Origin of the sequence: Mesorhizobium sp. CO1-1-7 (genome assembly GCF_020164885.1) — a bacterium.
In the GTDB taxonomy this organism is placed as follows: domain Bacteria; phylum Pseudomonadota; class Alphaproteobacteria; order Rhizobiales; family Rhizobiaceae; genus Mesorhizobium; species Mesorhizobium australicum.
This window is the reverse complement of sequence record NZ_JAIUHA010000001.1, coordinates 38,870-58,547: the sequence shown is the minus strand read 5'-3', so window position 1 is coordinate 58,547 and position 19,678 is coordinate 38,870. Positions and strand designations below refer to the sequence as shown.

Below are 19,678 nucleotides of genomic sequence, written 5' to 3'. Positions count from 1 at the left end.
TCCGAACTGGCTGCGTTAATGCACCACTCCCGATTGGGTCTCGAGATCGATCTTCACGGTCTTACTTCACGCCGATGCCGGCGGTGAGGCCGCCATCTATCTTGTAGTCGGCGCCTGTGCAGAAGCCGGCCTTCGACGAGCACAGGAAAGCGATGAGTTCCGCCACTTCCTCCGGTTCCCCGATGCGGCCGAGCGGATGGGCCGCGCCGAAGCGCCTGTAGGCCTCTTCCACGTCGGCATCGCTGCCGCCGTCGCCACGCGCGGCCTTTTCGAGGATCGGTGTGCGGATCGAGCCCGGGCTGACCGAATTGACCCTTATGCCGGACGCGGCATAGTCGAGTGCCAGCGAACGCGTCAGCGTATGAATGGCGCCCTTGGTCGTGGCATAGGCGGCAACGTTCTGCTGACAGGCGAAGCCCTGCACCGAAGCGACGTTGACGATGGCGCCGCCGCCACGCTTGATCATTTCCGGGATGCCGAAATGGGCGGTCAGATAGATCGAGCCGACATTGACCGTCATAGCGCGGTTCCACGTTTCCCAGTCGGTTGTCGTCGCCGTTCCGTAGGGATGCACCGCCGCCGAATTGACGATGACGTCTATGCCGCCGAATTTCGCCACGCCGGCCACGACCGCGTCGCGAACCTGCTCGGAAACGGAGACGTCAACCGTTTGCACCAGCGCATCGGCTCCGGACTTGGCGAGGCTTTCCTGCATGGCGGCGTTGGCCGCGCTGTCGATCCCGCAGGCGACGATCGCGGCGCCCCCAGCCGCCAGGCGTTTGGCGGCTGCCAGGCCGATACCGGTCGTTCCTGTCACCAATGCCACCTTGCCGTCAAAATCCTTCATTGCGGAAGCTCCTTCATTGCTATCGAAACCGGCTCTTAGTTTGACACTCATCGTGGTCAAACAATAGGTTGCCGGTCTCTCGCAGAAAGGAAGTGGCAATGGAACAGTGTTGGCGTTGGTACGGTCCCGATGATCCGGTGACGCTTGAACATGTCAAACAGGCTGGCGCCACCGGCGTGGTTTCAGCGCTTCACCATATCTATGATGGCAGGGCCTGGCCTGAGGCCGATGTGCTCGAACGCAAGCGCATCATCGAGGCGGCTGGGTTGACCTGGTCGGTCGTCGAGAGCATTCCGGTTCACAATTCCTTCAAGATCGGCGCGCCGGAGCGCGAGCGCTATGCCGGCTATTATCGCGACAGCATCCGCGCGCTCGCGAAGGCCGGAATCCAGACGATCTGCTATAATTTCATGCCTGTGGTCGACTGGACTCGCACCGACCTGGCCTACCGGCTGCCGACGACCGGTTATGCCTTGCGCTTCGACGCCATCGACTTCGCTGCCTATGATCTCTTTGTCTTGCAGCGCAAGAACGGCGCGGCAAGCTATACGCCGTCACGTATTGCCCAGGCCGAGGAGCGCCTGAAGGCGCTGACACCGGAGCAGATCGGCCAGATCGAGCGCAATCTGATCGCCGGCCTGCCGGCTACGGAGCGTAGCTATAACAGGGACAGTTTCCGCGAGGCGCTGGCGGAATACGACGCGATTGGGCCTAAGGAACTGCGCGACAATCTTGCCTGGTTCCTGCGCGAGATCATCCCGGCGGCCGAAGAGGCGGGTGTGCGTATGTGCATCCACCCCGACGATCCGCCCTTCTCGCTTTATGGCCTGCCGCGCGTCGTTTCGACGGCCGAGGATGCGCGTTTCATCCTCGAGACGGTCGGCAGCCCGGCCAATGGTTTGACCTTCTGCACCGGCTCCTACGGTACGCGCGCCGACAACGACATTGTCGCCATGGTCAAGGAATTCGCCGACCGCATCCATTTCGTCCATCTGCGCAACATCACCATCGAGGAGGACGGTTCGTTCTACGAGGCCGAGCATCTCGAGGGCGGCACGGACATGGCGCATGTCATCCTCGCTTTGATGCAGGAAGAGAAGCGCCGTCGCGGAGAAGGCCGAGCCGACTGGCAAATTCCGATGCGGCCCGATCATGGCCATCTGCTTGCCGACGACATCGGCAAGAAGAAGATCAACCCCGGCTATTCGCTCATCGGCCGGCTGAAAGGCCTCGCGGAGCTGCGCGGCATCATGCGTGCGGTGGAGCGGTTCGGGCTGGCCTGAAGCCATCGGGCGGCAAGCTAACGTTTGCGATCTTCCGCCGGAATGTCGCGACAGGTCTGAGCGAGCGCTTCGCTTCGTCCGGCATCCGCGTGCCCTAGCCACCCGATTGTCGATGAAGCCGGGGCTGCCCTGCGACGAGAAGTGGCCTCGACGGGTGGTCAACAATTTCATCGAGCTGGCACGCAAATTTTCGAGGCCGGTCGTGTAGTGCTCGTCGGCGCACTTCATGCTTGGCCAGTGTCCGATGAAAGCGGGCGACTTTCGCGCCACTGGGACCAGCCATCGGCGCGGGGCACGCTTATGAGAAAAGGACAGTCCTTTGACGATCTTCCCTTTCACCGAAGCCAGTCCGATCCAGTTCCAGGCGCCGCTGCCGAAGACGTCGGATGTGGTCATTGTCGGCGGTGGCATCATCGGCGTGACCGCGGCCTTGTTCCTGGCCCGTCGCAACATACCTGTGACCTTGCTGGAGAAGGGACGCATCGCCGCGGAGCAGTCCTCGCGCAATTGGGGCTGGATTCGCCAGCAGGGCCGCGACGCGGACGAATTGCCCATCGTCATCGAAGCGCAGCGTCTCTGGCGCCAACTGGCCGAGGAGTGCGGCGAGGACATAGGCTTGACGCAGACGGGCGTGACCTATCTTGCGCGGACCGACAAGGAGATGGCCGGTTTCGCCAAGTTCCTGAAGATCGCCGAGGCCCATGGCGTCGACACGCGCCTCCTCGACCAGGGCGAGACCGCCAAGCTGATCCCGGCCATGTCACGCCCCTTCAAGGGCGCCATGACCACGCCGTCGGACATGCGTGCCGAGCCCTGGGTCGCCGTGCCGGCGCTTGCCCGCCTGGCCGCTCGCCAGGGTGTCACAATCATCGAGAACTGTGCGGCACGCATGCTCGACATCTCAGCAGGGCGCATCAGCGGTGTCTGGACCGAACGAGGCCGCATCGCCACCTCGAACGTGCTTGTCGCCAGCGGCGCCTGGACGTCGCTGTTCCTGCGCGCGCATGGCGTCTCGATCCCGCAGCTCAGTGTCCGCACGACCGTCGCGGCGACCGCGCCTATGCCAGAAATCCATGCCGGCGCTGCCGCGGACGAACGCATCGCCTTCCGGCGTAGAAAGGACGGCGGGTACACGCTCGCGGCGGGAGGCAGCCACCTGCTCTATGTCGGGCCGGATGCATTGCGTCACGCACCGAAATACCTGCCTGCCCTGAAGGCAAATCCTTTCGGCACGCGCTACCTGCCGGCGGCGCCGCGTGCATATCCGGACAGCTGGTCCACCCCGCGCAAATGGGATGCCGACAAGGAAAGCCCGTTCGAACGCATGCGCGTTCTCAATCCTGCCCCGGAACCCAGGGCCCTTCGCGCCATCGATCATGGGTTCAAGGCGCTTTTTCCGCAATTCGAGGCGGTGCCGCTCAGGGCAAGCTGGGCCGGCATGATAGATGCGATGCCGGATGTCGTGCCTGTGGTCGATCGCGCCGTGACGGTCGATGGCCTCGTCATCGCCACCGGGATGAGCGGCCATGGCTTCGGCATAGGGCCTGGCATGGGCCGCGTCCTGTCCGACTTGATCCAGGGCAACGAGACTGGGCACAACCTTCACAGGTTCCGTCAATCCCGGTTCAGCGACGGCAGCCCTATCCGGATGGGACCATCGCTTTAGGCGAAATTGCCCTGACGCCGGTTGGGGCGGCAGGTCAGGTCGGGCGACCTGATTGTAAGCTTTCGAGAGGTTGTCCATTTGGACCGGACCGTTCCCCGCTCACGCGAGCGCCGCGCTGATGGCGAGAAGCGCGGCTTGCCGACCTGCGCCGTGGTCGCGGCGTCACCTCCGCACCGGCTGAGATGCCTCCGTCTCGTGCGCCGGCAGCGCCGCCGCCAGCCGGTCCGCCCATTCCTTGATGCCCGACCGTGTCGACAACAAGTCCTGCCTGATCTCGACAAGGACGGCGGGGATGCCGCGATCATCGCCATGGATGGGTACGGCGTAGTCGGCATCGCGGCTGATCACATAGGGTACGTTGGCCGCGACGTTGAGTGCGGCGTCGGTGCGCAGGCCCGAAAGGATCGCCGCTGCGAGATCGGCTGCATGACCATGCAGCACACCCGCATGCCAAGGCCTGGCGACACCCAGGAACACCGGTGTGAAGGAATGGATCGTCACGATCCGCGTCGGCCGGCCCTCGGCCACACGGCGATCGAGGTGCGCGGCCACCCGCTCATGGAACGGCGAAAACATGATTTCCGCGCGCCGGTCTCGTTCCGCTCCGTCGACGCCGGCATTGCCGGGAATGTCAGTGTCTTCCGACAGCACCGGAATGCTGCCCAGGCTGCCCAGTGGCCGGTTGAGATCGATCAGCAGTCGGGAATAGCCGCTGAGAAAGGCCGCTGCATCAAGCCGTGCCGATAACAGGCGCGTCACCTCCGCGGCGCCGATGTCCCATGCGATGTGGCGCTGCAGATGACTGGCATCGAGCCCGAGCCGGCGGTACTCCGCCGGCATATGGTTGGACGCATGCTCGCACAGCAGCACGATCTCGCAACGGCCATGCTCGTTGAGCACCTCGACGGCTTCGGGCCAATCTTCTTGGGGGCGCGAGCTTTTTTCGGCCTGCGCAGTCATCAATAAAGCGTCCGGTAGAGATCGCAGATGGCAGCCGGATCAAGGCCTGCCAGGCGCTCGGCTTCATGCTGCTTCAACCCGACGAAGGTCTCGATGAAGATCGGGGCGAACCATCCCGTAACGGTCTTGTCGGCCAGGAGCGCATCCAGTGCCGCCGGCAAGGTCTCGGGAAGCCGCACCAGACCGAGTTCCGCCCGTTCCGTCTCGCTCATCAGCGTCGGGTCGCCAGTGACCAGCGGCGGTGATGGCAAGTCCGCCTTCAGCCCCTCCAGCCCGGCGCGGATGATCGCCGCCAGCGACAGATAGGGATTGCCGGTGGCGTCGGCCGCCCGGTACTCGACATTATACTGCCGTGCCGGGTCGCGTCCGCCGATCGTCACCGTCGGACAGATGCGGAGCGACGCCTCGCGGTCGCGATCGGCGAGCCAGGTGTAGGACGAACTCCAGCTGTGCGGCTTAAGGCGATAGAAGGACGACACGCTCGACGCCGTCATGGCGGTCATCGCAGGCAGATGGCGCAGCACGCCGGCGCAGAAGGCGCCAGCCTTGGCGGACAGGCCTCCGGGACGCGCCGGATCGTAAGTTGCCGGCTTTCCGGCTTCGTCGACGAAGCTGAAATGGATGTGCACGCCGTTGCCGACGGCATCCGGGGCGACCTTGGGCGCGAAGCTCGCGCGCCAGCCGGCATTGCGTGCCACTTCGCGCGTGATTTCGCGGATGGCGACGGCGCGATCTGCTGCCGTGAGCGTATCGGCCGGCTCGTGCGTCACTTCGAATTGCTCACTGCCGAATTCGGCGATGACCACTTCGGGGCCGACACCTGCCTCTTCGAGTGCCGCCATCAGATTGGGGGCGAACGGGTCGGTGCGGCGCAGGGCGGCAAAGGACATCGAATGTGCCGGCGCGAAGCTGCCGCCGGCAACGTGGAATTCGTGCTCGAAGGCGGCGATGACGGAAAGGCCGGTGGCCGCCTTCAATTCCGCCAGCGCATCCCGGAGCATGGTCCGCGTGCAGCCAAGCCACGGGCTGCCATCGAGCTCGACGATGTCGCCGGCCACCATGTCGAAGGGCGTCGCCGATCCCGTCCGCTCGGTGCGGAAGCGCGCCTTGAGATCCGGGATCAGCCGAAGGTCACCGGACGAACCCCAGGGATTGGGATCGACTATCGAATTGAACGGCGTCATTGACAGATTGGCCTGCAGCCAGCCGATCCCTGTCGCGGCGGTCTTTTGCAATCTGCTTTCGACCACGAAGCGGCCCCGCGTAATGGCGGAGAGATCCGTGGTGACGACGGCGACGAGAGGCTCGACGGCAGATGTCATGCCTTTTTTCCCAGAGCGTTGAAGCGGTCGACGACGGTGTCGGTGTCCGTGACCCAGCAATAGCCGCCAAAGGCCTTCAGCGCGATGTCGTGGCGCTCCTGGGTAATGGTGGCGCAGGCATCCGATACGCAGGTGACGAGATAGCCGCGGTCGGCGCCGTCGCGCACTGTCATGTCGACGCACTGGTCGGTCAGCACGCCGACCACGACGAGATAGCGGATGCCAAGGTTTTTCAGCAGGTAGTCGACATTGGTCGAGTTGAAGATGCCCGACGAGGTTTTCGGCAGCATGATCTCGTCGCCGACCGGCCCCAGCGATGGCACTGGCAGGCCTTCGGGGAGGCTGGGCGCAACATGGATCGGTGTCAGCTTGTGGTCGAGCGAGCGGTCGCGGCCGTCTTCGGTCAGGCTCTGGATGATGGTGTGCAGCACTTCGACGCCATTGGCCCTCGCCGCCGCCAGCAGGCGCTCCTGGTTGGGGATCGTCTGCGAGCATGTCTGCCGGTAGAAATAATGATCGGGTCCGCGTTCTGGATGCGAAGGATCGGCACCCGGCTCCAACCAGATGCGTTGCATGTCGACCAGCAGCAGCGCTGTCTCGCCGGTACGAAAAGCTTCGTCTCGCTTGGGTAGGGCTTGGGTCATGCCTTCTCGTCCTGCTTTGCTGCTTTGGGTCCAGGTATCTTGCGCGGTCCTGATGTCTTGCGCATGCCGCTCCCTTCCGCATCGCTGTCGAGCGTCACCGCATTGGCGTGCCGCACTTTCTCGATCCTCTCGATGCGAGCCCGAGCGTCGTCGCCCAGCGTCGAAACGATCTGGGCCGTCAGCGCCTCCATCTGTGCGATCGCCGGCGCCAGCGTGTCATAGGGCGAGGCGACTTCGAGCGGGCTGACGATCGTGACTTCGGCAAGGTCCGATATCGGCGACAGCCATTGGTCGGTGAACAGAAGAATGCGTACATCGAGCGCGGCGGCTTGGCGCGCATAGGCCATCACGTCGAACTGGTAGCGGCGATAGTCGAAGACGACGAGCACGTCGCGACGACCGAGGTCGGCCAGCGTGTCGAACGACTGCGGAGAGAGCACGCCGAGATCGCGGACCCCGGTGCGGAACTGCACGAGATATCCAGCCAGCATCCCGGCGATGTGGCGGCTGAACCGGCCGCCGACCAGCAAGATTTCGCCCTTGGCCTCCATCAAAAGGCGGGCGGCACGCTCGTAGGTCTGGACCGGTGTCGCCGCGGTGGCTTTCTGCAGGGCCGTGGTAACGGAATCGAGATAGGCAAGCACCGCGCTGTCGCTGGAACCGCTTTGCCGCTTGGTCTCCATCATCAACAGCGGCGAATGCAGCCTGGCCTCGACCTCGGCGAGCAGCTTTGCCTGAAAGTCCGGGAACCCTTCATAGCCGAGCTTGACGACCAGCCGGACAACGGTGGGATCGCTGACGCCGGCGCGTCGCGCAAGCGACGATGCGGTACCGAGGCCCGAGGTCGGATAGTCCGTCAGCAGCAGCCTGACGATCTTCTCTTCCGACGGCGTCAGCGCCAGATCCCCGCGCATCAGAACATCGCGTATCGCCATAGGCCTCCCCTGAAATATATGCTGTGTCGAGTCTATTTCAGATATTTTAATTATGGTCAATAATGAAGAGGTATTGACATACTTTCCGAGACTGCCGACGATGATGAAGGTTTACAACCCGCATCGCCAGGGCTGACTGGTGTACCGGCAAGGAACAAATGATACCCAATCTCAACATCGTGCCGTTCGTCAGCGTCGACAATATGATGAAGCTCGTGCTCAGGATCGGCGTCGAGCGGTTCCTGGTTGAGCTCGCCGGCTATATCGAGGACGACTTCCGCCGCTGGGAGCTGTTCGACAAGACCCCGCGCGTCGCTTCGCACAGCGCCGAGGGCGTTATCGAGTTGATGCCGACCAGCGACGGCGAGGTCTATGGTTTCAAATATGTCAATGGTCATCCCAAGAACATGCGCGAGGGCCGCCAGACCGTGACTGCCTTCGGCATGCTGGCCGACGTCCACAACGGCTATCCCGTGTTGCTGTCCGAGATGACCATTCTGACCGCACTACGCACGGCGGCCATGTCGGCCCTTGCCGCGAAGCACTTGGCGCCGGCCGAGTCCCGCTGCATGGCGCTGACAGGCAACGGCGCCCAGGCTGAGTTCCAGGCGCTGGCCTTCAAGGCACTGCTCGGCGTCGACAGGCTGCGGCTTTACGATATCGACCGTTCGGCAACACAGAAATGCATTCGCAATCTCGCCGGCCTCGGCTTCGACATGACGGCCTGCACGAGCGCGCAGGAAGCGGTTGAGGGTGCGGACATCATCACCACCGTCACCGCCGACAAGCAGTACGCCACCATCCTGACCGACAACATGATCGGCTCGGGCGTACATATCAACGCCGTTGGCGGCGACTGCCCCGGCAAGACCGAACTGCACCGCGACATCCTGCTGCGCTCCGACATTTTCGTCGAATACCCGCCGCAGACCCGCATCGAAGGCGAGATCCAGCAGCTCGCGCCGGATCATCGGGTGACTGAGCTGTGGCAGGTGGTCACCGGCGCCGTTGAGGGCCGGCGCGACGCCGGCCAGATCACGCTGTTCGATTCGGTGGGTTTCGCTATCGAGGACTTTTCGGCGTTGCGCTATGTCAGGGATCAACTGAGGTCGACCGGCCTGTACCAGGAGCTCGATATGCTCGCCGACCCCGACGAGCCACGCGACCTGTTCGGCATGCTGCTCAGGGCAGCCCAATAGCGTGGAGGTCGCGCGCCTGCTGGCGGTCCGTATCTGCGCGAATGATCGCGGTCATTGTCAGCTTGCCGGCGCGCGCGCAAAAATTGTTCATCGCGGCGGTCTCGAAGGGCCGATCGTTTCTTTCTTGGCAATCTGGAGTCGATGACACTTGCAGGCATTGCCGGCGGGTGTGACCGCCGAAAAGTGCACGCCTGTCCAACAGTCCTGGTTTGCGGACGGTAACATCCGCACAAAGCCGGGAAAGGAGCCTGATATGCCCAGAATAGTACCCGTGCTCGACTTGAGCCGCTTTGAACAAGGCGCGTCGGAACGCCGGACATTTCTGGCGGATCTGCGTTCCGCGTCGCGCGACATCGGCTTTTTCTACCTGGCCGGACATGGCATTTCGTGGGCGGAAATCAGTGAAGTGCTCACCGCGTCGCGCCGCTTCTTTGCCTTGGCCGAGGCCGACAAGCTCGCGATCGAAATGGTGAAATCCCCGCAGTTCCGTGGCTATACCCGCGCCGGCGGCGAGCTGACCAAGGGCAAGGCCGATTGGCGCGAACAGCTCGACATCGGCGTCGAGCGTCAGCCCATAGCGCAAGGGCCAGGAATTCCCGCCTGGACGCGGCTGCAGGGGCCGAACCAGTGGCCCGCTGCGTTGCCGGAACTCAAACCCGCCCTGCTGGCATGGCAGGCCAAGGCAACAGCAGTGGCCATCAGGCTGTTGAAAGCCTTCGCGCTGTCGCTCGATCAAGCCGAGGACGCTTTCGACCCGATCTACCGCGAGCAGCCAAACCACCGCATGAAAATCGTGCGCTATCCCGGCCGAGAGGCGACCGGCGATGACCAGGGTGTCGGCGCGCACAAGGATGGCGGTTTCCTGACGCTGTTGCTTCAGGATGACAATAAGGGGCTGCAGGTCGACTATGACGGAAGCTGGGTGGATGTGGACCCCATTCCCGGTACGCTCGTCGTCAACATCGGCGAATTGCTCGAACTGGCCTCAAACGGCTATTTGCGGGCGACCGTGCATCGTGTCGTGACGCCGGCGGCCGGCATTGAACGCATTTCGGTGCCGTTCTTCTTCAGCGCCAGGCTCGATGCGACGATACCGCTGCTTAGCCTTTCCGAGGATCTGGCGGCGCAGGCGCGCGGGCCGGCCAGCGATCCGGACAATCCGCTGTTTCGCGATGTCGGAACCAATGTGCTGAAAAGCCGGCTGCGCTCGCATCCCGACGTCGCTCGGCGCCACTATGTGGATCTGCTCGAGCCGGAAAGCCGGGCCGGCTGAGTCTTGGACGAGAAAGAACGGGATTTTTGCCATCCCGACCGATTCTTAGAAAATCATTCGTCGTATTCGTCGGGGAATCGGCTCAAAAAGGAAAAAACGTTCGGTGTTTTCCTCCCATTTCACCGAGCGGTGTTCCCCTCTGAAGGTTATGACCTTCTTTTTTGGCCGGGCCGTTTGGCGCCCGGCCATTTTTCTTTTCGCCCTGCGTGTTGCCGGTGCGGCGCCGATCCGGCAGAGTTCAACACGCGCCGGCCATTGCGATCACTGGAAGAGGAGAGGGTCTCATGACATCCGACGTCGCCGTGATTGCCGGAGCGGGCTCCGGATTGAGCGCCTCGCTCGCGCGTCTTCTCGCCAGGGAAGGGTTCCATGTCGTCCTGGCCGCCCGAAACATCGAGAAGCTCGATGCATTGCAAGCGCAAACCGGCGCGCAAGCCGTGGCGACGGATGTCTCGGATCCGGCATCGGTCGAGCATCTGTTCGATATCGCGGACAAGGCTGGCCCGCTTTCCCTCGTGATTTTCAACGCCGGTGGCCGCGCTCGCGGTCCAATAGCCGAACTCGATCCCGAGGCTGTCCGACAGGCTTTGCTGGTCGGGGCCTATGGCGGGTTCCTGGTAGCTCAGCAAGCGGCCCGCCGGCTGATCGCTCAAGGGGCGGGGTCGATCCTCTTCACCGGAGCGACAGCAAGTGTGAAGGGGTTCGCCGGCTCCGCCGGCTTTGCGATGCCCAAATTCGGATTGCGCGGGCTGGCGCAATCCATGGCCCGTGAACTGGCGCCCAAAAACATCCACGTTGCGCATTTCATCATCGACGGCGCCATTGCTTCGGCCGCTTCCGGACAGGAGCCTGGGCCGCAGGATCGCCGGCTGTCTCCGGATGCGATCGCAGAGGCCTATCTCGCCATCCACCGCCAGCACCGCAGCGCCTGGACCTGGGAAATGGAACTCAGGCCGTGGGTCGAAAATTTCTGACTGGATCAGCGATCCATGCGACTTTTGCATGGCTCGTCTGCACGGGCCTTGAGGAGAGTCGACATCGGATGTGGATGTCACTATATAGCGGCGGCTTCGCGGGCTCACGCCTTGAAGCGCAACGTCATAGGCGGCTGTAGCGACAGCCAGTGAGATTAAGAAACGGACTGGAAGCCGTAAAAGGTAGAAGCAATTGCTCGGAGCGGGAAGACCCCGCCAACGGTACAGTCCTTCAGAATCAGAAAATGTTCTTCACCCCTCGATTTCCTTCGGCTCTGTGGACCCTGGACGGCTTCGGCTTGCCGGTTGGCCGCGACTCGGCTCGAATGGGAACATGCATCCTTCGCGGGATGCCGACGCTTATGATTACCAACCGGCTTTGCCGCCAGGGAACAGCAGTATGAGTGAACACGCGATCGAGTTCTTGCGGGGATGGATCGGCGAAAAGGTCCATTGCCAGTCCCACGCCAGGATCGAGAAGCAGGCCGAGACGTTGGCCCGCGAATGCGCCGCCAAGGCGGCCGAGGTCGGCATACCGCTGGAGGACATCCAGGAGGAAGTCGGCGACATCCAGGAATTGATCGCTTCCCGGCTCGAGGAAGCGGCCGAGGCCGACGAAAACCAGCAGGCCTCAAGCAAAGCCGCGGAATAACTGCGGGTCAAACCTGTTCGAAACGCGCGGGCTTCGGCCCGCGTTTTCGTCTCAGCCATTCCTCTCAGCCAAACTTTTCTTCCAGCCAGGCCTTTGGCAGCGCCGGCACGAAATTGCCGTCGCGCCCGGTCATGTCGTCATTGGCGATAAGAGCGTTGAGGATGGATTCCTCCACCGTCTGGATCACCGCATCGAAGAACGGGTCGATGTCTGTATCGGGGATGAAATCGGCGCTGGCGATGCGGCCGGACAGCCCCAGCGCCGCGGCGGGATTGGCCGTCGAGAAGGCGAGGAAGATATCGCCCGAACTGTGATAGCCGAAGCCGCCCGTCAAGGCGACGCCGAGCGGCACACGGCGCGCCAATCGCTTCATCTGATGCGGCAGGAAAGGCGCGTCGGTCGCGATGACGGCGATGATTGAGCCCTTTTCCGCGCGCGTGGCTTCGCGGATCGCCGGTTCGGTGAGTTCGGGCTCGGCGCGCAGGCCGCGAATGGTGAAATTATGCCGCTTGCCGAAATTCGACTGCACGAAGGCGCCGACCGTGTAGGTGCGCCCTTGCCATGCGACGATGCGCGAGGCCGTGCCGGACCCTGCCTTGAAGCCGAAGGTGATCATGCCGGTGCCGCCGCCGACGCTGCCTTCCTCGACCGGTCCGCCGGCGGCGCCGTCAAGGGCTTCGGCGACGTGCTCCGACGTTAGATGGTGGCCGTTGATGTCGTTGAGAAATCCGTCATAAGTCTCCGCCGCCACCGGCAGCCCCCAGGCGCTGTCGATCGCGGCCGGCAGCACCCGGTTCATCCAGCGCAGCGTGCCGTCACGCGAAACACCGCAGGAATGCGTGTTGGTGATGGTGATCGGGAAGTTGAAGGCGCCGGTTTCCTCGATGATGTGCGAGCCGGTCATCTCGCCATTGCCGTTCTGGCTGAAAATGCCGGCGAAGACCGGGGTGGCCAATTCGGGGCGCGGCCTCGGCAGGATTGCGGTCACGCCGGTGCGCACCGGCCCCTTGCCGACGATAAGCGGACCATCGCCCGATATCAGCGTCGCATAGCCTACAGCGACGCCGGGCACGTCGGTGATCGCGTTGAACGGCCCGGGCGTTCCGTCGAAGCCGATAGCGAAGCTTCGCGCGCGCGGCTTGGCGGACGGCGTTGCCAGATGGTGCGGATTGTCGATCATGCTCTTAGAACAAGGATCCCTGATTGCCGGGTTCCTTTGCCTTTGCCGCCGGTCTGGCCACGGGCTTTGGCCGCGCCGCGCCACTGGTTGCCACCGCATCCGCCGTGCCATCGGCGAACTCCAGCGACAGCGCCATCCCCGACACCACGTCGGCGGCCTGCTTGATAACCGCGCCGTCGGCATCCTTCACCAGCGCGAAGCCGCGCGCCAGGACGGCCTTGTGCGAAAGCGTCGCCATCAGCCGGTCGGCCTGGACGATGCGGCCGCGCAACCGCTCCAGCCTGAGCAGCATCGCCTGGCCGCCGCGTCTCGTCAAAGCCGTCAGAAGATCCCTCTGCACACGTTGGCGCCGGGCTGTCGGCTCGATCGTGATGCGACCCTGCAGCAAAGCCAATTGCTGCCTGTGCCGCTGCAGCGATGCCTTGGCGCATTTCGGCAACTGATCCGCGGCACGATTGAGCTCCGCGCGCCGGCTTCTGGCCAGAGTGCGCAGCGCCCCTTGCGCCCGCAAAAGGCTACGGTCGTTGGTGCGCCGCGCTTCGGCAATCCGCTGCGACAGCATTGCCGGCGTCAATTTTACAGCGAAGAATCGCGCCCGCTTGCGCTCGGTGGAAACCATCAGGCCACGACCGAGCCTCGATGTCGCCTCGTCCAGGCGCCGGCGCGGCAGCGCCAGCAATTGATCGGGCGAGGGCATCGCACGCGCCGCCGCACGGGCTGCCTGCCGCTTGCGCTCGAAATTGCGCAAGACGGCGGCCTTGAGCCGCGCGCCGAGGCTGGCCAGCGTCGCTTCGAGGTCAGCCTTCACCGGCACGGCGATTTCGGCCGCGCCCGTCGGTGTCGGCGCCCGCACATCCGCGACAAGGTCGATCAGCGTCCAGTCGGTTTCGTGGCCGACAGCCGAAATCACCGGAATGCCCGAGGCGGCGACCGCGCGGGCGAGTGCCTCGTCGTTGAAGCCCCACAGATCTTCCAGGCTGCCGCCGCCGCGCGCCACGATCAGCAGATCGGGGCGCTGAATGGGGCTGTCCCATGCCAGCGCGTTGAAACCGGTGACGGCACTGGTCACTTCCGCACTCGCCGTGTCGCCTTGAACCCGCACGGGCCAGACCAGCACATGCAGTGGAAAGCGGTCCTTGATGCGATGGATGATGTCGCGGATGACCGAGCCGGTCGGCGAGGTGACCACGCCGATGACGCGTGGCATGAACGGCAGCCGGCGTTTGCGCACCGCATCGAAAAGGCCCTCCGCCTGCAGCCGGCGTTTGCGTTCCTCCAGCAGCGCCATCAGCGCCCCGGCGCCGGCCGGCTCGAGATTGTCGATGACGATCTGGTAATTGGACTTGCCGGGATAGGTGGTGAGCTTGCCGGTGGCGATCACCTCCATCCCTTCCTCGGGACGAAATTTCAGCCGGCTCATCGTGCCTTTCCAGACCACGGCGTCGAGCCGCGCACGGTCGTCCTTGAGCGCGAAATAAGCATGGCCGGAGGAATGCGGCCCACGATAACCTGAGATTTCGCCGCGCACCCGCACATTGCCGAAGACGTCCTCGACCGTGCGCTTCAGCGCGCCTGATATTTCGCTCACCGTGTATTCGGTGGCGTTGGTGCGTGATTCGGATGCTGCTTCGCTCATCGGTCGATTGGGGGCCGGTTGGACGCCGACGTCAAGGCGGCCGTGTCAGGCCCGATAGTCATGACCCGCTTTTTACCAGCCCGGCAGGATCTGGTTCGGCTTGCTTCGCTTCATCTTGGCAAAGGCGAGGGCCGCGAAATCGAACGTCCCCGTCTCCTCGCCGAGCGGCACCGAGATGTTGTCCAGGCTTTCCGAGATGTGGCGGGCAAGCGCATCGACGATCTCCGGCCGCGAGGTCTGGCCGCGCATGATGCCGATGCGGCAGTCGGGCAGGGCGCCGAAGCCGTCGGCCTCGCCCAGCACCCGCATGCCGGGCCTGAGCGCGCATTCCGGCAGCACCGAGATCGCCAGCCCCGACAGCACGGCGGCGGTGATCACGGTCGCTGAGAAACTGGTGAACAGGATGCGGTAGTCGCGGTTCTGCTGGTCCAACACGTCGACCGCGGCGCGCCTCCAGATGCAGTTCGGCCGGCCGAAGGCCATCGGCAGCGTCTCCTGTTCATGTGTCGCATGGTTGGCCGAGGAGACCCAGAGCAGCGGTTCACGCCGCACCACCTCCGACTGGCCGCGCACATCATTGTGCGTCACCAGCGCCAGGTCGAGATTGCCGCGCTTGATGTGCTCGACCAGCCCCGGCGTCGGTTCGCAGATGACGGTCAGTTCGACGCGCGGATTGGAGCGCGTGAACCGTGCCATGATCTCGGGCAGGAAACGGTCCGCATAATCGTCAGGCGTGCCGATGCGGATGGTACCTTCGAGCCGCTGGTCGTCGAAGGCGGCGAGCGTTTCGCGGTTGAGATAGAGCAATCGCCTTGCGTAGGAGAGCAGTTTGTCGCCTTCCTCCGTCAGCCTGTTCGAGCGCCCCTCCTTCTCGAACAGCGGCTTGCCGATCCGCTCCTCCAGCCGGCGCATCTGCATCGACACCGCCGACTGGGTGCGGTGCACTTCTTCCGCAGCGCGGGTGAAGCTGCCGGTATCGGCAATCGAGATGAAGGTCTGCAATTGATCGAGATCGAGCGGCGCTTTCATCGGTCCAATCCATCACTGCTGTTGATATTAAAGATTAGAAACATTCGTTGGATTAATCAATCGGTCGATGGCAAATTGGCATTGTCCAAATGAAAGCCCATGCATGTCGCCCAAAAGTGGACACCGGTTTTGGGACGACGACATGCATCTCTAGAATTGTATTGAGACCGGAACGGTCGCTGTCGCCAGCGCCGATCGTCGGGTTTCGTCCGTTCGAGTCTGAAGGAGACCGATATGACCACGATCGATTTCGCCACCGAGACCTCGCGCATCACCTCGCGTCCGGCCGTTGCGACGCGCGTGGCCAACATTGTCTCCAACGCCTACCGCGCCTGGAAAAACCGCCGGGCCTTCTACCGCCTTGGCGAGATGTCGGACGCAGAACTCGCCGATATCGGCCTCACGCGCGCCGACCTGCATGTCGCAATCGACGTGCCGTTTGGCCGTGACCCGACGGCAATCCTGCGTGAGATCGCCAGCGATCGCGTGGAAACGATCGAGGAAATCGCTCGCAAGGTGGCCTGATTGGTTCAGCTTCGGTTGCGTTGAACCCTTTCACGGTTCAGCGCGACCAAGGTTCTGCAGGCTCCCCACTCCCTGCCGGTTCCCCGCCGGCCTGCCTGCACGCTGCCCGGTCCTCCCAAGGACCGGGCTTTTCCTTTAAGGTTTACCGAAGGCCGGGCGACTACCGCCGGTCCATGTCCCGCTTGAACTGGTCGAAGATCGTTTCCACGCCCTTCTGGTATTCGTCGCGCTGCTGGGCTCCGGTCTGGAACATCTTGCCGAAAATGTCGTCGAACGGGTTCCGTGGCCGTCCGCTCGGATTGGCTTGGGGCTGTGGTGCTTGGCGCTGCTGCGGTTGCGGCGCTTGAGGTTGCGGCGCCGGCTGCCGGCCGGGCATCCCGAGGCCGCCGCCTCCACCTTGCCGCAGCATCTCCTCGAAGATTTTCCCCAGCGGGTTGTCGCCGTAGGGGCTCTGTGTCTGCTGGGGCTGGGGCCGGCTTTGTGGTTGCTGCGGCGCGCCGCCACCGAACATGTCCTGCAGCACCTTGCCGAGCGGATTGTCGCCATAGGGATTGGGCGCCGGCTGCGGCTGGCTTTGCGGCTGCGGTGAGCCGCCGCCGAACATGTCCTGCAAGACCTTGCCGAGCGGGTTGTCCATGGGGTTCTGAGGCGGTGGCGCCTGGCGCTGTTGCGGCGCTGGCGCCTGCATGCCGCCTTGCCGCATCATCTGCTCGATGATCTCGCCCAGTGGATTGTTGCCGCCGCCGCCAAGACCAGCCGCTGCCTGCATCTGGTTTGTCGTCTGCTTGAACAGTCCGCCCATTACCATCGAGGCGATAGCAGGCAGCATCTGCTGCAAGATCTGCTGGCTGACGCCGCTCGCCTGCGCGGCCTGGCTGGCCACGGCGCGCGACAGGTCTTTCGAACCGAACAGATGTCCCAGAATGCCGTTGCCCTCGTCGACGCCTTGCGGCGAGAAGGCGCGCGTGGCGTCCTCGAAATATTTGGCGTGCTGGCCGCTTGCCATCGCCGTCATGAAGGCGCCGAGCCCATAGGGATCGGCGGTGTTGCGTTGCAACCCTTGTGAAAAGGCTGGCAGCAGTGCGGCGACCGCCGCCTGCGTCTGCTGCAGCGAAAGCCCGTATTGCTGGGCAAGCGCCTGCATGCCGTTGCCGTTCTGGGCCTGCGCCAGCATGTCGAACAAGGTAGGCATCGGCTTCTCCTCCGGGAAATCCTCGAAAGAGAGCCTAATTCGTTTCAGCGCCCGATTGAAGTTACTTTTGCCACCCGCCATGGCTCGCGGTTAATAGGCATACTCCATGAACACCGGCTCGATCGAGCCGCCCCAGCGCGTGTGGTAGGCCGACAGCATCTCCTCCGCACTGGTGGTGCCGCGCGCCACGACCTCGTCGAGCGTGTTGAGGAACGAGGTTTCGTCGTAGCCGTCACGGTTCTTCTTGCCGCGGTTCTTCAACCCCGTGCGCGAAATGGCCATGACGTCGCGGGCGACCTCGCGCAACGTCGTGTTGCGGAAGGGCGCGGCAATGCCGAGCTCCGGCACGGCGTTGCGCATGGCCAGGACTTCCTTGTAGGTCCAGCTCGACGTCAACGCCTCGGCCGCGTCGAGTGCCACCTCGTCGTAGAGCAGCCCGACCCAGAAGGCCGGCAGCGCGCAGATGCGCCGCCAGGGACCGCCATCGGCGCCGCGCATTTCAAGGAAACGCTTGAGCCGCACGTCCGGGAACAGCGTCGACAGATGGTTCGCCCAGTCGCCCATCGTCGGCAGCCCGTCCGGCACTTCATTGCGCGCGGCCCCGGCCATGAACTGGCGGAAGGTGATATGCGTCATGTCGTGATAACGGCCATCGCGAATGACGAAATACATCGGCACGTCGAGTGCCCATTCGACATAGTCGGCGAAACCGAAATCGGGCGAGAAGCAGAATTCGAGCAGGCCCGAGCGCTGGTTGTCGGTGTCGCGCCAGATGTCGCCGCGCCAGCTCTGCAGCCCGTTCGGCCGGCTGTCGGTGAAGGGCGAGTTGGCGAACAGTGCGGTCGACAGCGGCTGCAGCTTCAGCGACACCTGCATCTTGCGGCGCATGTCGGCCTCGCTCTCGAAGTCGAGGTTCACCTGGATCGTGCAGGTGCGGTACATCATGTCGAGGCCCTTGGTGCCGACCTTGGGCATGTAGCGCGTCATGATCTCATAGCGCGACTTCGGCATTTTCGGTGTCTCGGCCAACGACCATTTCGGGCTGCCGCCGAGGCCGAGGAAGCGGATGCCCATCGGCTCGGCGATCTCGCGCACCTGCGCCAGATGGGCATTGCCCTCGCGGCAGGTCTGGTGGATCGTCTCCAGCGGCGCGCCGGAAAGCTCGAACTGGCCGCCGGGCTCGAGCGAAATTGCCCCCTGGCCCGTCGGTTCGACCAAGCCGATGATGCGGCCGTCATCCATGATCGGATCCCAGCCAAGCTTGTTCTGCATGCCTTCAAGGATGGCGCGGATGCCGCGCTCACTACCATAGGGCACCGGTGCGTTGCCATCGACATAGAACGGGAATTTCTCGTGCTCGGTGCCGATGCGCCATTTTTCGCGCGGCTTGTTGCCTTCGGCCAGGTGCTCGACAAGCTCGTCTATGCCTTCGATGGGCCGGAAATCGGTTGTGTCGCGCGCCATTCTCAAGCCCTCAAAGGCGGTTGGACCACCGCCGGCGCTAAATGGACGAAATGTCAGTAGCCGATCAAGCGAAAAATCCTGAGCCACAGGTCAAGAGGAATTGAAGGCCACGTTCAGCAAACACCTCTTGCAAGAGACAGAGCACTACCAGTCGCCGATTGTTGCCTGCATCACCGCAAGCGCTGCCACGGCCGCCGTGTCGGCACGCAGGATACGCGGCCCGAGCGGAATGGCGGTCACGAAGGGAAGCGCGCGCAGCATCTTGCGCTCCTCGTCGGAAAAGCCGCCCTCGGGCCCGACCAGCAGGGCGAGCTTCTTCTCCTTCACCGTCTGCAATGCTGGCAGTGGGTTGTTGGTCGAGGCGTCCTCGTCGCAGAAGATCAACCGGCGTTCCTTGTCCCAGCCGGTCAGCAGGCGCTCGAATTTTTCCGCGTCGCGCACTTCTGGCACCGCCAGGATGCCGCATTGTTCGGCAGCCTCGACGACATTGGCGCGCAGGCGATCGAGCGACGGCTTGGCCACCTGCGTGTGCTGGGTGATGACCGGCTGCAGGACGCCGGCGCCCATCTCGACCCCCTTCTGCACGAGATAATCCAGCCGGCCCTGCTTCAGCGGTGCGAAGCAATAGACCAGGTCAGGCAAAGGCGGCTGCGGCCTTTGCAGCGCCAGCACTTTCAGCCGCACCGAGCGCTTCGATTTCGCTGATATCGCGGCCGACCACTCGCCGTCGCGGCCATTGAAGACAAGGATCTCGGCGCCTTCGGCGAGCCGCAGCACATGCAGGAGATAATGGCTCTGCTGCTGGCCGGGTTCGACCTCGATGTCCAGTCCGAGGTCGTCGGGCACGAACAGACGTTGCATCTTGTAGTTGGCGCGCATGGCCGAGGAATGGGCGAG

The 19,678-nt window shown here is 63.7% G+C and carries 18 protein-coding genes; 7 read left to right on the top strand and 11 right to left on the bottom strand.

From position 1 onward, the window contains the following. Nucleotides 1–61 precede the first annotated feature (61 nt). Nucleotides 62–847, bottom strand: coding sequence for an SDR family NAD(P)-dependent oxidoreductase (locus tag LB516_RS00260; RefSeq protein WP_140614593.1), 786 nt, complete (start codon nucleotides 845–847; stop codon nucleotides 62–64). 98 nt (nucleotides 848–945) lie between these two features. Here LB516_RS00260 and uxuA point away from each other — a divergent pair, with 98 nt between their 5' ends. After that, a complete protein-coding gene (uxuA, locus tag LB516_RS00255) occupies nucleotides 946–2,130 on the top strand; it encodes a mannonate dehydratase (protein ID WP_140660852.1) in 1,185 nt (394 codons plus the stop codon). Nucleotides 2,131–2,449: 319 nt separating this feature from the next. Then, a complete protein-coding gene (locus LB516_RS00250) occupies nucleotides 2,450–3,796 on the top strand; it encodes an NAD(P)/FAD-dependent oxidoreductase (protein WP_015316478.1) in 1,347 nt (448 codons plus the stop codon). A 162-nt stretch (nucleotides 3,797–3,958) separates the two neighbouring features. Here the strand turns inward: LB516_RS00250 and LB516_RS00245 are convergent, their stop codons facing one another. From LB516_RS00245 to LB516_RS00230, 4 genes are read right to left on the bottom strand one after another with little or no spacing between them, the layout of a single operon-like run. Beyond that, on the bottom strand, nucleotides 3,959–4,756 hold the full coding sequence (locus LB516_RS00245; RefSeq protein ID WP_015316479.1) for an N-formylglutamate amidohydrolase: 798 nt from the start codon (nucleotides 4,754–4,756) through the stop codon (nucleotides 3,959–3,961). Further along, nucleotides 4,756–6,078 (bottom strand): glutamine synthetase family protein, encoded by a 1,323-nt coding sequence (locus tag LB516_RS00240; RefSeq protein WP_224718701.1) that lies wholly within the window; start codon nucleotides 6,076–6,078, stop codon nucleotides 4,756–4,758. Before LB516_RS00240 ends, LB516_RS00245 begins: the two co-directional genes overlap by 1 nt. Continuing rightward, a complete protein-coding gene (locus tag LB516_RS00235; RefSeq protein WP_015316481.1) occupies nucleotides 6,075–6,722 on the bottom strand; it encodes a cysteine hydrolase family protein in 648 nt (215 codons plus the stop codon). The genes LB516_RS00240 and LB516_RS00235 overlap by 4 nt, the downstream gene beginning before the upstream one ends. Beyond that, nucleotides 6,719–7,657 carry a MurR/RpiR family transcriptional regulator gene (locus LB516_RS00230; protein WP_140715566.1) on the bottom strand — a complete coding sequence of 313 codons (939 nt, stop codon included), beginning with the start codon at nucleotides 7,655–7,657 and terminating at the stop codon, nucleotides 6,719–6,721. Before LB516_RS00230 ends, LB516_RS00235 begins: the two co-directional genes overlap by 4 nt. Nucleotides 7,658–7,815: 158 nt before the next feature. Between LB516_RS00230 and LB516_RS00225 the strand changes: the two genes are divergently transcribed. The 4 genes from LB516_RS00225 (at nucleotide 7,816) to LB516_RS00210 (ending at nucleotide 11,755) form a co-directional block, all read left to right on the top strand. Further along, the gene (locus tag LB516_RS00225) at nucleotides 7,816–8,856 is read left to right on the top strand and encodes an ornithine cyclodeaminase (protein ID WP_224718700.1); all 1,041 of its coding nucleotides are present in this window, start codon (nucleotides 7,816–7,818) and stop codon (nucleotides 8,854–8,856) included. Nucleotides 8,857–9,109: 253 nt separating this feature from the next. Next, nucleotides 9,110–10,129, top strand: a complete 1,020-nt coding sequence (locus LB516_RS00220; RefSeq protein WP_224683119.1) for an isopenicillin N synthase family dioxygenase — start codon at nucleotides 9,110–9,112, stop codon at nucleotides 10,127–10,129. 284 nt (nucleotides 10,130–10,413) lie between these two features. After that, nucleotides 10,414–11,103 carry an SDR family NAD(P)-dependent oxidoreductase gene (locus LB516_RS00215; RefSeq protein WP_140660860.1) on the top strand — a complete coding sequence of 230 codons (690 nt, stop codon included), beginning with the start codon at nucleotides 10,414–10,416 and terminating at the stop codon, nucleotides 11,101–11,103. A gap of 400 nt (nucleotides 11,104–11,503) precedes the next feature. Continuing rightward, a complete protein-coding gene (locus tag LB516_RS00210; protein WP_015316487.1) occupies nucleotides 11,504–11,755 on the top strand; it encodes a DUF768 domain-containing protein in 252 nt (83 codons plus the stop codon). 64 nt (nucleotides 11,756–11,819) lie between these two features. On the opposite strand, the gene LB516_RS00205 is transcribed toward LB516_RS00210, so the two are convergent. The 3 genes from LB516_RS00205 to LB516_RS00195 form a co-directional block, all read right to left on the bottom strand. Continuing rightward, complete coding sequence (locus LB516_RS00205) at nucleotides 11,820–12,935, bottom strand: P1 family peptidase (RefSeq protein WP_224718699.1); 1,116 nt, start codon at nucleotides 12,933–12,935, stop codon at nucleotides 11,820–11,822. A 4-nt stretch (nucleotides 12,936–12,939) separates the two neighbouring features. Then, a complete protein-coding gene (gene xseA, locus LB516_RS00200; RefSeq protein ID WP_224718698.1) occupies nucleotides 12,940–14,571 on the bottom strand; it encodes an exodeoxyribonuclease VII large subunit in 1,632 nt (543 codons plus the stop codon). 72 nt (nucleotides 14,572–14,643) lie between these two features. After that, nucleotides 14,644–15,600, bottom strand: a complete 957-nt coding sequence (locus LB516_RS00195; RefSeq protein ID WP_140614583.1) for a LysR substrate-binding domain-containing protein — start codon at nucleotides 15,598–15,600, stop codon at nucleotides 14,644–14,646. A 234-nt stretch (nucleotides 15,601–15,834) separates the two neighbouring features. Here LB516_RS00195 and LB516_RS00190 point away from each other — a divergent pair, with 234 nt between their 5' ends. Next, nucleotides 15,835–16,125, top strand: coding sequence for a DUF1127 domain-containing protein (locus LB516_RS00190; protein WP_023771371.1), 291 nt, complete (start codon nucleotides 15,835–15,837; stop codon nucleotides 16,123–16,125). Nucleotides 16,126–16,285: 160 nt separating this feature from the next. Here LB516_RS00190 and LB516_RS00185 read toward each other — a convergent pair whose 3' ends face one another. From LB516_RS00185 to LB516_RS00175, 3 genes are all read right to left on the bottom strand, one after another. Next, nucleotides 16,286–17,317 carry a DUF937 domain-containing protein gene (locus LB516_RS00185; RefSeq protein WP_224718697.1) on the bottom strand — a complete coding sequence of 344 codons (1,032 nt, stop codon included), beginning with the start codon at nucleotides 17,315–17,317 and terminating at the stop codon, nucleotides 16,286–16,288. 90 nt (nucleotides 17,318–17,407) lie between these two features. Then, on the bottom strand, nucleotides 17,408–18,781 hold the full coding sequence (locus LB516_RS00180) for a glutamate--cysteine ligase (RefSeq protein ID WP_224718696.1): 1,374 nt from the start codon (nucleotides 18,779–18,781) through the stop codon (nucleotides 17,408–17,410). Between the two features lie 144 nt (nucleotides 18,782–18,925). Then, nucleotides 18,926–19,660, bottom strand: coding sequence for a 16S rRNA (uracil(1498)-N(3))-methyltransferase (locus LB516_RS00175; RefSeq protein WP_224718920.1), 735 nt, complete (start codon nucleotides 19,658–19,660; stop codon nucleotides 18,926–18,928). Nucleotides 19,661–19,678 lie beyond the last annotated feature (18 nt).